This is a genomic window from Streptomyces sp. NPDC050988, from assembly GCF_044456225.1.
GTDB lineage: Bacteria > Actinomycetota > Actinomycetes > Streptomycetales > Streptomycetaceae > Streptomyces.
The window spans coordinates 516,515-529,947 of record NZ_JBITFQ010000002.1 but is presented as its reverse complement, the minus strand read 5'-3'; the positions used below and the strand labels follow the sequence as shown (position 1 = coordinate 529,947).

12 protein-coding genes and 1 pseudogene are annotated in these 13,433 nt (G+C 70.8%); 5 read left to right on the top strand and 8 right to left on the bottom strand.

The window, feature by feature from the left end:
- Positions 1-12: 12 nt before the first annotated feature.
- The 7 genes from ACIBEI_RS07235 to ACIBEI_RS07205 all read right to left on the bottom strand — a co-directional run bounded on the left by ACIBEI_RS07235 (position 13) and on the right by ACIBEI_RS07205 (position 6,434).
- A complete protein-coding gene (locus ACIBEI_RS07235) occupies positions 13-993 on the bottom strand; it encodes an iron-siderophore ABC transporter substrate-binding protein (RefSeq protein ID WP_398885936.1) in 981 nt (326 codons plus the stop codon).
- A complete protein-coding gene (locus ACIBEI_RS07230; RefSeq protein WP_398885934.1) occupies positions 990-1,859 on the bottom strand; it encodes an ABC transporter ATP-binding protein in 870 nt (289 codons plus the stop codon). Before ACIBEI_RS07230 ends, ACIBEI_RS07235 begins: the two co-directional genes overlap by 4 nt.
- Positions 1,860-1,915: 56 nt before the next feature.
- Positions 1,916-2,479, bottom strand: coding sequence for an MSMEG_1061 family FMN-dependent PPOX-type flavoprotein (locus ACIBEI_RS07225; protein WP_398885932.1), 564 nt, complete (start codon positions 2,477-2,479; stop codon positions 1,916-1,918).
- A 144-nt stretch (positions 2,480-2,623) separates the two neighbouring features.
- A complete protein-coding gene (locus ACIBEI_RS07220; RefSeq protein WP_398885930.1) occupies positions 2,624-3,382 on the bottom strand; it encodes a class I SAM-dependent methyltransferase in 759 nt (252 codons plus the stop codon).
- A 177-nt stretch (positions 3,383-3,559) separates the two neighbouring features.
- A complete protein-coding gene (locus ACIBEI_RS07215; RefSeq protein WP_398885928.1) occupies positions 3,560-4,066 on the bottom strand; it encodes a hypothetical protein in 507 nt (168 codons plus the stop codon).
- A 203-nt stretch (positions 4,067-4,269) separates the two neighbouring features.
- Complete coding sequence (locus ACIBEI_RS07210; protein ID WP_398885926.1) at positions 4,270-5,304, bottom strand: ArsR/SmtB family transcription factor; 1,035 nt, start codon at positions 5,302-5,304, stop codon at positions 4,270-4,272.
- Between the two features lie 92 nt (positions 5,305-5,396).
- Positions 5,397-6,434 carry an alpha/beta hydrolase gene (locus tag ACIBEI_RS07205; protein WP_398886329.1) on the bottom strand — a complete coding sequence of 346 codons (1,038 nt, stop codon included), beginning with the start codon at positions 6,432-6,434 and terminating at the stop codon, positions 5,397-5,399.
- Between the two features lie 194 nt (positions 6,435-6,628).
- Here ACIBEI_RS07205 and ACIBEI_RS07200 point away from each other — a divergent pair, with 194 nt between their 5' ends.
- The 5 genes from ACIBEI_RS07200 (at position 6,629) to ACIBEI_RS07180 (ending at position 12,629) form a co-directional block, all read left to right on the top strand.
- Positions 6,629-7,519 (top strand): helix-turn-helix transcriptional regulator, encoded by an 891-nt coding sequence (locus ACIBEI_RS07200; protein WP_398885924.1) that lies wholly within the window; start codon positions 6,629-6,631, stop codon positions 7,517-7,519.
- 182 nt (positions 7,520-7,701) lie between these two features.
- Positions 7,702-8,118: a hypothetical protein gene (locus ACIBEI_RS07195; RefSeq protein ID WP_398885922.1), complete on the top strand. Its 417-nt coding sequence runs from the start codon at positions 7,702-7,704 to the stop codon at positions 8,116-8,118.
- A 224-nt stretch (positions 8,119-8,342) separates the two neighbouring features.
- Positions 8,343-8,516, top strand: a complete 174-nt coding sequence (locus ACIBEI_RS07190) for a hypothetical protein (protein ID WP_398885920.1) — start codon at positions 8,343-8,345, stop codon at positions 8,514-8,516.
- Positions 8,517-8,753: 237 nt separating this feature from the next.
- Positions 8,754-11,441 carry a LuxR C-terminal-related transcriptional regulator gene (locus tag ACIBEI_RS07185; protein ID WP_398885918.1) on the top strand — a complete coding sequence of 896 codons (2,688 nt, stop codon included), beginning with the start codon at positions 8,754-8,756 and terminating at the stop codon, positions 11,439-11,441.
- A gap of 276 nt (positions 11,442-11,717) precedes the next feature.
- A complete protein-coding gene (locus ACIBEI_RS07180) occupies positions 11,718-12,629 on the top strand; it encodes a calcium-binding protein (RefSeq protein ID WP_398885916.1) in 912 nt (303 codons plus the stop codon).
- A gap of 232 nt (positions 12,630-12,861) precedes the next feature.
- Here the strand turns inward: ACIBEI_RS07180 and ACIBEI_RS07175 are convergent.
- Positions 12,862-13,432, bottom strand: a pseudogene (locus ACIBEI_RS07175) (DJ-1/PfpI family protein).
- Position 13,433 lies beyond the last annotated feature (1 nt).

The window sequence follows — 13,433 nt, the reverse complement described above, 5'->3', positions numbered from 1 at the left end:
TTTCCGGGGCGTCTACTTCGTCAGTGCGTCGACGACGGCGTCGATGTACGCCTCCATCGACTGGGGGCCGCCGAACATCCAGATCCCATCGGGCAGTCGGTGCACCTTGTCGGCCTTCACGAACGGCAGGGACTTCCATACGGCGTTCTTCGCCAGCGCGCCGGTGAAGGGCGTGCTGCCCTTGTCGCCGTCGTTGCCTATGTAGGCGAACCGGACGTCCTTCGGCAGGGCGGTGAGGCCCTCGACGTCGGTGGTCCCGAGGCCGTAGGCCGCGTCGCCCTTGACCTTCCAGGCGTTCTTCAGGCCGATCCGCTCGTTGACGGCCCCGATGAGCGAGCCGCTGGTGTACGGGCGCAGGGAGACCTGGTTGGAGGTGACGTAACCGTCGGCGAAGGCGAAGTCCGTGCCGTCGAGACCGGCGTCGGCCAGGGCCTTCTTGCCCTCGGCGACCTTGGCCTCGAAGTTCGCACGGGCAGTCTCGGCCTTGTCGGTGGTGCCGGTGGCCTTGGCGATGAGGTCGAGGTTCTCCAGCATCTGACCGACCTGGTCCGAGGCGTCTGCGGACTTGATCCCCAGCACCGGGGCGATCTTGCGCAGCTGCTTCACGGCCGCGGGCGGAAGGTCGGAGGAGGCCACGATGAGGTCGGGCGAGAGGGAGGCGACGGTGTCCATGCTCGGCTCGCCGCGTGTGCCGATGTCCTTCGGCTCGTTCTTGAGCGGGACGGCGGTGTCCCAGGTCTTGTAGCCCTTGACGTCGGCGACGCCGACCGGGTCGACGCCGAGCGTGATGAGGCTCTCGACCTCGTTCCACTCGGTGGCGACGACCTTGGTGGCCGGGCCGTCGAGCTTGAGCTTCGCGCCGGTGCCGTCGGTGAGGGTGATGGCCTCCGACTCTTTCTCGGACTTGTCCGCGGCGGGCTCGGTGGTGCCGCAGGCGGCAAGGGCGAGCGCGGCGGCGGTGGTGGCGGCCGCGGTGAGCAGGAGGCGTCTCATGAGGTGGTGCCGAGCCTTTCGGTTCGATTGTCTCGTGTGTGGTGGCGGCCGATCGGGCGGGTGCGCAGTCGGCCGGTGAGGGGGTCTGTGTCGACGTCGATCCGGATGCCGTAGACGGCGGTCAGGCGTTCCGGTGTGAGGACGTCCTCGGGCAGGCCGTCGGCGACGATCCGGCCCGCTTCGAGCAGCGTGATCCGGTCGGCGATGGCCGCCGCCTGGTCGAGGTCGTGCAGGACGACTCCGACGGCGATCCCGTGGTCGTCCGCCAGGTCGCGGATGAGGTCGAGGAGTTCGATCTGGTAGCGCAGGTCGAGATAGGTGGTCGGCTCGTCGAGCAGCAGCACGCCGGTCTCCTGGGCGAGGCAACTGGCGAGCCACACCCGCTGCAACTGGCCGCCGGACAGGTGGTCGGCGCCCCGTTCGGCGAGGTCCGTGACACCGGTCAGGGCGAGCGCCCGGTCGATCGCGGCCGACGCGTCCGGATCGGGCCGGCCGAAGCGGCCCCGGTACGGGTAGCGGCCGAACTCGACGACGTCCCGCACGGTCAGTCCGCTGGGCGTGGGGCGGCCCTGGGTCAGCAGGGCGACATGGCGCGCGAACTCACGGGCACTCAGGGCGAGGCCGTCGGTGTCGCCGTCGATCCTGAGCGTGGCGTGACGGCCCCGCTGCAACCGGGCGATCGTCCGCAGGAGCGTCGACTTGCCGCTGCCGTTGGGACCTACCAGAACGGTCACCTCGCCGGGCTGGAGCGCGACCGAGGCGTCGTGTACGACGTCGACGCCGTCGTACGACACGGTCACACCCGTGGCCGACAGCTCATGACCGCGCAGACGCGGGGCGTCTGCTGCTTCTTCACCAGATCTCACGCGGTGAAGGTTAGCCTACCCTAAATTGATCTTGGAAAGGGTGTCCCGAGAGCGGCTCAGCCGGTCTGCCAGGATGCCGGATTCCACACTCCCGAGCGGCGCAGCGACTGCGGGCAGTGCAGATAGATCTCGTCGATCTCCAGGACCAGGGCCAGCGTGGGGCGCTGGTCGTCCAGCTTCATGGCGTCGAAGAATGGGGCGTCGGTGAGGATGCGGGCCCGGCCGTTGACCCTCAGGACTTCCTTGCTGCCGGGTATCAGGTACAGCAGACCGGCGTGCGGGTTGTCGAGGACGTTGTGGAAGCTGTCGCCCCGCCGGTTCCCGGGCCGGTCGGGCAGGGCGAGCGTGCGTGAGTCGATGACGTACGTGAAACCCGGTGCGTCCCCGCGAGGGGAGACGTCGCAGTTGCCGCCCGCGTCGGAGGTGGCCAGTAGGCAGAAGGGTGACTGGGTCACTATGTCCCGGTCCTTGTCGGTGAGTTGGTCGTGAACCTTCTCGATCACGATGGGCCAGGGCTCGCCCAGCAGTTCACGCAACTCGGCGCTCGACGTCAGCTCGACCCAGCCCTCCTCGGTCACCGCGTCCGGCCCGTTCCCGGTGGTGTCGATCGTGTGCGGCAAGGCCAACTCCCAACGTACGTGCGTCCAGCGAGTGGCCGCACATGGAACACTATCCCGAAGTAAGGCTCACCTTACTTTGTGGTGCGGACGTGGTCGCCGGGGTGCCTGGGACTTGTCCTCGCACCCGGGGGTTCCAGGCTCCGATCAGGCCTGAGCGGTGGCCGGTCGTACGACGGTCAGGCCGCATCGGTACGGCTCGTCGAGCTCGCCGTCGGGGAAGAGTCGAGCCAGCACGGTGCGGTTCGCGCCGAGGAGTTCGGCGCGCTCGGCGGGATCCATGACCACGAAGTGCGAGTGCGTGGCCAGGTTGCGGATGTGTTCCTCGACGGTGATCCGGCGCGACCAGGTGATCTCACGGGTGTCCACCCGGACCGCGAACGGGGCGAACAGCTCGGCCACCGTCGTCGGGAAGCCGCGGGTGAAGGGCGCGAGCCGGTCCTCCTCCGCCGCGACCCATGGGACGCGGATGTCGGCCTGATTCCACCACAGGGCCAGTACGCCGTGCGGGCGCAGCACGCGCAACGCCTCGGGGACGGAGCGGGTCGGGTCGGTCCAGTGCCAGGCCTGCGCGTAGGCGATCACATCGAAGCTGCCGGCGGCGAAGGGCAGACGGTTCCCCTCGCCCCGCACCAACGGGACCTTGGGCCCGGCCCGGCGCAGCTCCGCGGCCATACCGGCGCCCGGCTCCATCGCGACCACGCGGGCGCCGCGCTCGCGCAGCAGCCGGGTGGCGATACCGGTGCCGGCCCCGCAGTCCAGCACGTCGGCGCCGGCCAGTCGTCGGCCGGCGAGCTCTTCCACGGCGTCGAAGAGGGCGGGTGGATAGCCGGGGCGGGTGGCGGCGTACTGCGCGGCGATGGAGTCGAAGGACAGGGCGCGGGTCTGGTTCGCGTGTAATGCCATGCCCACGATTCTTGCGGGCGCAGGACGGAGTCGCCGGCAACTGACGGAGACGGCGTCGCGCATGCCCGGGTCGTCACCCCGGGCGGTCGGTGGCCCGCCACCGGTTCTGATACGTCCGCCCCGGCGCGGCACTCTCCTGAGTGCGGTGCCGGGGCGGACGTCAACGCGTACGCGTGCTCAGCAGTTGCGGATGCTCCAGACGGGGGTCCAGGTGTAGGAGTGCAGGGCCGAGTCGGGCCTGAAGGAGTGGAGGACGTTGCCGCTCTGGCCGTAGAAGTACGAGGTGACGCCGCCGGTCTGGAAGTCGTAGTAGTAGCCGGCGCCGTCCCAGTACGACGTGTAGTACCGGTTGCAGGAGTAGAGGAAGAAGATCTCCCAGCTGTTCGTGGTGGGATCCCAGACCTCCGTGCAGAGGTTTCCGCTGGGGCAGCTGAAGGAGCCGCCGGGTGCCACGTGGGTGGACCTGGCGGACGGCGAGACGCTCGGCGAGTTCGCCGCCGCGGACCGGGTCGACGCCGACTGTGCGTCCTGCGGCGCCGGTGGCGCGGTCAGTACCCGGTCGGCCGCACCGTCGTCCGAGGCGACGGACGCTTGGGCCGGTCCGGCCGCGAAGACAGCAGCCAGCATCAGAGCCAAGGCACCGATGAGGCCGAGGACGGAACGCCTGCCACGCACTCCGTGCACGCTGTGCATTCTGCGCATTCGGTTGATCCCCCTGTTCAGGACGCGACATACGAGGCACCCGGTGGTGGTGTGGCCCCGTTCGTGGTGCCAGGCTGTCGCCGGCCGTCGCGTGGCCGCCACACGTTGAAGCCGTGGCTTAAACGGAAGCCGCCTCTCAGGCGTCTCTCGCCTCACGCCTGGCGCCAACGGGCAGGCGTGAGGCGTCAGTTGTCAGACGTCAGAGGGCTGAACGGGATGTGCGGCGTGTGCGGTGTGCCGTCGAGGAGGACGAGCCCCGCCGGAGTGATGGTGTGCAGCACGTGCTTGCTGCGGCGCACGCTCAGCAGCAGTCCGGCCTGCCGCAGCACGGCCGTGTGCTGGCTCACCGCAGCCCCGGAAACGCCGATACGCTCCGCCAGTTCACCGGTCGTACGCCCGGTCACGACCTCCTCCAGGATGGCGGCCCGCGTGCGGCCGAGCAGCGCGCCCAGTCCCGTGCTCCGGCCCGTGGCGCCGGGCGCCAGCGCCCAGCCGAGCGTGTGTTGGATCGGATAGACCAGGACCGGCGTGCGGTCGGGGAGTGGCACGGCGAGAGTGACGGGCCGCCGGGAACAGAAGAACGACGGTTGCAGCAGTAACCCCCGCCCATCGAGCCGCAGTTCGTGGTCGACCGGGTAGTCGGCCTCAAGTACCGGCGGCTGCCAGCGCAGTACGGGCCGGAGGCTCGCCAGCAGCCCGTCGGTTCCGCCTCCCAGCACCGCCCGGGCGCGCACGGCACGGTCGGCGTCCACCTGCGCCCGGATGTGCGGCCAGAAGGCGGCGAGCGCTCGCCGGTGGTACCCGTGCAGTGCGGCGCCCAGCCGCTGCAGGGCCTCGAGCGTGCCCTCGGCGAGAGCACGGGCCTCGGCCGGCAGTGGTCGCGGTCGGGCCGGGGGTGCGACGAGCCTGGCCAGATCGCCGCGCAGGTCGGACCGGGGTGTGCCGAGCACGGTGTCGACAGCGCTCTCCAGCCCGGGGGAGCCGCCCAGGTCGGGCGTGAGGAAGTCCGGGAAGTAACCGCGGGGCGGCAGCAGCGCGGCGAGCAGACCGTCCGCCGGACCCAGTCGGGGCCGCACGAGGCGCCGCCACTCGCCGAACACCAGGGCGTTCTCCTCCCTGATCAGCGCCTGGAAGCTGTTGACGATTTCCCACAGGGGGTCGGGGGCGGCGGCGACACGTACATGTGCGATGTCGTCGGGCGTGAAGTGCACCCGCAGCATGGGGATCTCCGACGGTGGGCGGTCATCAGGTGAAGGGCGGTGCGCAACGACAGTGATGGAGCCCCACTGCCCGGGCAAGGGGGCACATTCGGTCAGTTCGGCGTCGGCGGTGTGCGGTCCCCGGGATGGGCGTCGTTCCGGGCAGTCGCGGCCGGCCGGGTGCGGAAGAAGCCGGCCAACTCGGCGATGGCAGGCGTGACGCACTCGTCCTTGTCGTACAGGTCGACGTGGCGGGCGCCGTCGATCCAGTGCAGTTCCTTCGGGCCGCGGGCCTTCTGGAACGCCTCGACGCTCATCCACGAGGTCACCGCTTCACGTCCGACGATCATCAGCAGTGGGCGCGGCGAGATCAGGTCGACGAAGGCGAAGGCATCGAAGAAGACCATGCGGTCGATGCTGGACCAGGTGAGGAACTTCGCCGACCGTGGGTGCTGGGCGCGGTCCGTGCAGTAGTACTCGAAGCCGTCGGCGGCGTGCCGGCCACCGAGGGCGAGGGCCTGCTCGATGGTGTCGGGGAAGAGCCGGAAGCTCTGGACGCCTTCACTGAGGGCCTCGGCGGTACGCGCGGCCGCGGCGGCGTCGAGCATGCCCTGGATGGCGGCCGGGTCCTGAGCGCCGTCGGCACCCAGCCGGAACTGGCGGGCGATGTCGACGCCACTGACGGTGCCGACCGCCTTGATGCGATGGTCGGTCGCGGCGGCGGAAAGTACGTACCCGCCGGAGGCGCAGATGCCCAGAGCCCCGATCCGGTCGGTGTCGACCTCGTCGAGCGTGGTCAGGTACGACACGGCCGCCTTGATGTCCTCGACCCGGTGGGCCGGGTCCTCCAGGCCACGCGGGGTGCCCTCGCTCGCACCCTGAAAGGCGGCGTCGTACGCGAGCGTGACGAAGCCCTGCCCGGCGAGGCGCCGCGCGTACAGTCCGGCGGCCTGCTCCTTCACACCGCTGCCGGGATGGCCCACGACGATGGCAGGGCGCGGTCCGGCGGTTTCGCCATCGAGGGAGTCGCCGAGGACATCTCCGGGGGTGTAGAGGTGGCCGGCGAGCTTCAGGCCGGCGCTGAGAAAGGTGACGTCTGCCTTTGTGGCGTCTGCCTTCGTGACGCTTGCCTTCGTGACGCCTGTCCTCATGGTGTCTGTCCTCATGATGATGGTCTCCAGCCGTACGGGGGCGGGCTCGCCTCGGTGGCGAGTTCCGGCAGTCGCCCAGGGTCCGGCGACCGCGTCCACCACGGTCATGCCGCCCTCCGGCTGGTGCCAGGGACGATGCTGCCTATGCAGACCAGTACCAGGCACGTGACCGAGAACTTGCGGACACTGGAGTCATGGAAGAGCCTGCCAATCCTTCCGACGGCAACGACCTGGGCGACTTTCTGCGCGCCCGCCGCGCGGCCCTCGACCCGCACAGCATCGGCCTGCCGGACGACGGACGCCTGCGCCGCGTCCCTGGGCTGCGCCGGGAGGAGCTGGCCCAGCTCGCGCACGTGAGCGTGGACTACGTCGTCCGGCTGGAACAGGGCCGCACCCGACGGGTCTCCCGTCCGGTCCTGGACGCGCTCGCCGACGCGCTGCAGCTCGCCCCGGACGAACGCTCCTACCTGTTCACCCTGGCCGATGTCGGTCCCGGCGCCCGCCCGCGGCCGTCGGGCAGGCCGGAGGTCGCCCCACGGCTGCGGAGCCTGCTGGACGGCATGCGCGACGTTCCCGCGATGGTGCTGCATCGGCGTATGGACGTGCTGGCCTGGAACCGGGGAGCGGCCGCCCTGCTGACCGACTTCGGCACCCTGCCGCCGGCCGAGCGCAACCTGATCCGGCTGACCTTCCTCGACGACTCCTTCCGCGCCTTGTACGCGGACTGGCCGCGCGCCGCACGCGAGTGCGTCGCCGTCCTCCGGATGGAGGCGGGCCGCCGCCCCGACGACCGGACCCTGACCGCCCTGGTCGGTGAACTCAGCGTCCGTGACCCGGACTTCCGCACCTGGTGGGCCGGCCACCAGGTGCGCGGGCCGAGGCAGCTCACCAAGACCTACCATCACCCGGTAGCGGGCACTGTGACCCTCGACGTCCAGCAGTTCTCCGTCGACACCTACCCCGACCAGCTGCTGGTGGCCTACACCGCATCCGACTCCGCCTCCCAGGAAGCGCTGCGCTTCCTCCTGCAATGGACACCGACGAACCCCTCCGCACCGCCGCGGAGGACGACCCCATCGCAGTGACCTGAACGGCAGCCTGCGCTCGGCAGCCTGCGTTGGGGATCTTGCGCTCGGGATCCAGTGTTCGGGATCCAGCGGTCGCCCGGAAGGCCCGAGCCGAGGCCTCCTGAGTACGTGAACTCATGTGCGCGGTCAGGCACCAAGGTCAGACTGTGGTGTCCATGACGAATCGAGAAGGGGCGAACGTGAGACGGACGAGGAAAGCTCTGGCCGTGACGGCGCTGGTGGCGTTAGGGCTTACGGGTGTGGTGGCGGGCCCTGCCACTGCGTCGACCGATGTCTTGTTGCCCCACCCGGGTCCGGACGGCCTGGTGTGGGTGGAGGAACGCGTGGGAGACGGCGGCGTCGCGTCGGGCGGAGCGTGGGAGGGGCTGCCGACCGTCCTCACCGTGGCCTGCGAGGGTGGCGGCAGCGTGCGGGTGACGATGGAGTCGCAGCAGACGGAGGTTGCCGCGTTCTCGGTTGATTGTCCGTCAGGGGCTGCCGGAGTGGGTTCGGTGACCATGGACGCCGGTGTGGTTCGGCCGGGATCCTTCTTCGTGGCCGTCGACGCCTCCACGGAGTCCCTTCGGTGGGCTCTGACGGTGACACAGCCGGAGTAGCCGGCTGCTGACCAGTGGTCACCTGACCGAGGGCGGGTGACCACACGTCGGACCGAGGTGTTCCTGTCGAGCCGCTCCAGTGTGGCGACGCCGATGAACGAGCGTAGTACTGTCCTTCACCCGCCGCCTCGCTCCTCGTCGCCGCTCCGGCCGAAGCGTCTCCCGGCGCGTGCTACATCACGAGTTACGACAATCCACTCATCCCCGGGAGTGGGCACTTCCTGGTGCCTGAGTACAACCTCTCGTACGGCATCCTCGGTCCCCGCACCAGGGACTGGACCACGCGAATCCAGGGCTCCCAGCAGTACTCCTGGTGCGCGGGAGGCGTCGATGGAATAGCGGGGCCCAAGACGATCAGCTGCTTCGAGCATGTGAACGGCTATACCGAATGGGGGTAGGGGACATGGTCCCCCTCGTAGAGAAGGCAACCACGTCAACCAGGTCAACCACGTCAACCGGGTCAGGCACGTAGACCGACTCGGAGAAGCGTCGGAGAGCCGGTTGGCCCCCTCCGTCGGGCGTTCCTAGACTCACTTGGCGTCAAGCGAATCGTGCACGTGCTGAGTGCGTGGAGCGTGGCCGGGGATGCCCGTCGAGGGGTGTACACGTGCCGTGCCCTGCCAGGGGGAGCCGTGGTGCGGGATCGGGTGGGGCGTTGGCCGTTGGTGGGCCGCGAGGAGGAGTTGGACTCCTTCGCCGCGGCGCTGGCGGACCGGGAGTGCCGGGGGTTCGTGGTGGGCGGGCCGGCCGGGGTGGGCAAGTCCCGGCTGGCCGAGGAGTGTCTGGGCCGGGCATCGGCGGCGGGTTTCCGGGTGGGGCGGGCCACGGCGAGTGCCGCGGCGGGTGCCGTGCCACTGGGGGCGATCGCGCATCTGCTGCCCGCGGGGGTGGATCTGTCGGACCCGGTGGCCGGGTTCGCCGCGGTCGCCGAACGGCTGGCCGCCGGCCCCGGGCGGAGACGGTGGGTGCTGCTGGTCGACGACATGCATCTGCTGGACTCGGCCTCGGCGGTGCTGCTGCGGCAACTGATGGACACCGGCGTGCTCCTGCTGATCGGCACCGTCCGCAGCGGTGAGCCGTACGGGAAGGCCGTCACGGCGCTGCGGGGCGGAGACGCGGTGTACCGGGTCGACCTGACCGTACTGAGCGCGGAGCAGATCGAGGCGCTGCTCCATGCCGCGCTCGGCGGTGCGGTCGACCGGCGCAGTCTGCACGAGCTGTCGGCTGCCAGCGGCGGCAATGTGCTGTACCTGCGCGAACTGGTCCTGGGCGCCCTGACCGCCGGGGACCTGACCGAGGACGGGGAGATCTGGCACCTGGCCGAGGGCCGACTGCCGGCCACCGCACGGCTGACCGAAGTGATCGGCAGTCGGCTGGCCACCGCCGATTCCGCCGGACGCCCCGTGCTGGAACTGCTGGCGCTGTGCGAGCCGTTGACCCTGGCCGATGCCGAAGACCTGGCCCCGCCGCAGGTGATGGCGGCCTTGGAACAGGCCGGACTGGTCCGCATCACGCAGGACCGGCGGCGCACCGCCGTGTCCCTCGCCCACCCGCTGTACGGCGAGGTCCTGCGGGCCAGCCTTCCGGTCCTGCGCCGCCGGTCCCTGCTCCTGGAGCAGGCAGTACGCGTCGAGGCGCGCGGGGCCCGCCGCCGCGGTGACCTGCTGCGCATCGCCACCTGGCGGCTGGCCGCCACCGGCACCGCCGACCCCGCCCTTCTCACCCAGGCCGCCCTACTGGCTCGCCACGCACACGACTACCCCCAGATCGTCGCGCTCCTGGGGGCCCTGCCCGAGAAGCACCGCACCACAGCCACCGGCCTGATACTCGGCCACGCCTTCTTCGAGATGGGCCGCTGGGACCAGGCCGAGGCGGCGATCGCCCAGGCCGACGCCGTCGCCATCGGTGAGCCGGACAAACTGGCGGTCGCACTGGTCCGGACGCTGAACCTGCTGTGGAGCAACGCCCCTCTCGCCGCGGCACTCGCGGTCAACGACACCGCCCTGGACCGGATCACCAGCCCGGCCGGCCGCCGCAAGCTCAAGATCAATGAGGGCTTCATGCGGATCGCCGCCGGTCAGCCGGCCCAGGGGCTGACATTCCTGGAGGACCTGGAGACCGACGTCGGTGACGCGCCCGACGTCAACGTCTGGCTTCGAGGCGCCTGGATGAAACCCTTCGCGCTGGCACTGGTGGGCCGCACGCGCGAGGCCGTCACCTGGGCGGAGCGCGCACACGCCGGCCACCGGAAGGTCGACGAACACGCCCTCGTCTCCCATCCCGCCGTCCAGCGCATCCCGCTCGTCCTCGCTCTCACCGAAGCGGGCCTCCCGGACGAAGCCCGTCGCGAGGGCGAGCGCACCTACGCCGAACTGGTCGCCGCCGACTCCGTCGTACGGGTCTGGCTGGCGGTCTTTCTCGGACGTGCGGAGTGGCTGGCCGGGCGGCCGGCGACCGCCCGCCGCTGGTGGGCCGAGGCGGCCGCCCTGGCCCGTTCCTTCGACCACACCATGGCCCTGCGCCCGGTGCTCGGCGGCCTCGCCGCGTGTGCGGCCGTACTGGGGGATCTGGACGCGGCCGAAGCGTCGCTGGCCGAACATCGCGCCCTGCCGCCGCTGGCACCGGGCCTGGTGTCGGCAGGGGAGGAACGCCTGGGCGAAGCATGGCTGTTGGCCGCTCGCGGACATCTGGGCCGGGCACGGTCCGTGCTCACCGCCGCCGCCCTTGCCGCCCGCTCGACCGGCCATCTCACCGGCGAGGCACTGCTGCTGACCGATGTGGCCCGTCTCGGCGGAGCGAAGGACGTCACGGACCGGCTGACCGCACTCGCGGAGAGATGCGACGGGGCACTTGCCCCGGCCCGCGCCCAACTGGCGGCCGCGCTGGCGGCCGACGACCCCGACCGGCTCCTCCAGGCGGCCGACGCGTGCCAGGCAGTCGGCGCGGAGCTGCTCGCCGCCGAGGCGGCCACCGCCGCCGCGGCCGCCTGGCGCCGGGCACACCAGGCCCGCCGCGCCTCGGCGGCCGCCCAGCGGGCCGCGGCCGCCCCGGCCCGCTGCGAAGGCGCCCGCACGCCACTGCTGACCACCGCCCAGTCCACCGCTCCGCTCACCGACCGCGAACGCGAGATAGCCCTCCTCGCCGCGCTCGGTAACGCCAGCAAGGACATCGCCGACGCCCTGACCCTGTCGGTACGCACCGTCGACAACCACCTCCACCGCGCCTACGCCAAACTCGGCGTCACCACCCGGCGCGAGCTGGCCCAGACCCTCAGGACACCACCGCCCGCCGCACGAGTGGATCACCAGCCGCGCCTTTCGTAGACGACGACGCCCGGCCCGCCCGTTGTGGCCCATGACGCCCGCGCCCGCCGCGCCCGGTCGAGCGCGGATTTCAGGCGCTTGCTCGGTAACGCGCTTGTCCCCGGCGGCTGTTGAGTACCGACTACTCACGCCATCCCACCCAGCCGGCGGCACTCTGAGTCATGGAAACGCCGGCCATGACTCAGGTGAGTGCCGGCCTTCAACCGCACGGCGGTCGCGGAAACACGCGGAAAGCGCAGTGCAGACACAACGGAAGACACAACGGAGGGGCAGTCGATGGGCAGAAACGCGCTGTTACGGGTCATGGTGGTCGCCGCGATGGCAGGTTCCGCGGTAACCCTGACCGGAGGGCCGGCCAACGCGGCCACCGGTGTTTTCAGGAGCGGCGACAACGTCGTCGTGAACGCGGCGGCGGGCCGCGCGAACAACATCACGGTCAGCCTGTCGGGGAGCGTCGTCTTCATCCAGGACACCGCCGACACCCTCACGGCCGGAACCGGTTGCGCGGTCCAGATCAACGGTTCGGTTGCCTGCTCGATCGATCTCATCCGCGCCTCGGTCGTGGTCAACGCCGGGGACGGCAACGACACCATCACCAAAACCGCCGCCGTCCGCGGAGAACTGAACGGGGAGTCGGGCGGTGACACCATCAACGGAGGCTCCACCCAGGGCAACACCAACGTCCTCAACGGTGGGGCGGGCAACGACACCGTGAACGGCGGCCCCGTCAGCGACCTCCTCGTGGGCGGGCCCGGCGCAGACACGCTCCGCGGCGGAGGCGGCTTCGACATCGTCAGCTACCTGGAGAGCACCTCGGGCGTGGTCGTCGACTTCGACAACACCGCCGACGACGGCACCGGCGGGGAGGGCGACAACGTCCTCACCGACGTGGAGGCCATCTACGGCAGCCAGTTCGGCGACACGATCACCGGGAGCGCGTTGAACGACAACATGCTCGGCTTCGGGGGCAACGACCGGCTGGTCGGCGGGGCGGGCAACGACACGCTCCAGGGCGACCTCGTCCAGAGCATCGGCGGCGTCGGTTCCGACACCCTCATCGGCGGCCCCGGGAACGACACCCTCAACGGCGTGGACAACATCTTCGGCAACGACTCCCTCGACGGGGGCGCCAACACCGACACCTGCACCGCGGATGCCGGCGACCCCAAGAGCTTCTGCGAGGCGTGAGGCAGGGCAGAGCCCGATTCCTGCCGCTCTGGAGGCTGGAGTCCCAGGGCAACGGCTTCTTCCGTGTCATCAACGAGAACAGCAGCACGCCACAGCGGCAAGTGCCTGACCGTCGCCAACTGACTTCGTCGAGGGTGCGGTCAGGCAGGGCGCCGACGGGCTCGGTGTTGACCCGGCCCTCGAACTGCCGCACCGCAGGAGACGTCGTACGCTCGCCCGGGTGTCGGCTTCGTCAGGCCGCGCGGGCGCGGAGGCGGCGCAGCATGCGGGGGTCCTCGAAGCCGACTGAGCGTGCGGCGGCGTCGGTTGTCGCGCCGTGGCTGATGAGGTGTTGGGCACGTTCGAGGCGCAGGGCCTGCTGGTAACGCAGGGGGGTGAGTCCCGTGGCGCGGTTGAAGAGGCGGGTGAGTGTCCGTCACGTCGTGGTGGGTGGTGCAGCGTCGGCCGTCCAGCAGGCGGGCCTGGCCGAGCGCCTCGGCTCCGGCGCACACGCTGGCCACCGTCCCCCCTCTGGCGTGGTGGTCCCGCAGGACCTGGAGGGAGGCGGCACCGATGGCGGGACTGTCGGCCAGGGTCGCAGCCCGCCAGCCGGGCACCACGATCAGGTCCTCGGGACCGAGCTCGGGCCAGTCCAGCACGGCCACCAGCGGCAGGCCCTGCGCGGTGGAGATCTGCGGCCGCTCGGCGACGTACGACAGCGTGTAGGGGTGCCCGAAGTCGGCGGCCGTCGAGAAGACCTGCGCGGGGCCGGCCAGGTCCAGCAGATGGACTCCGGGCACGAGGAAGAAGACGATGTGGCTCACG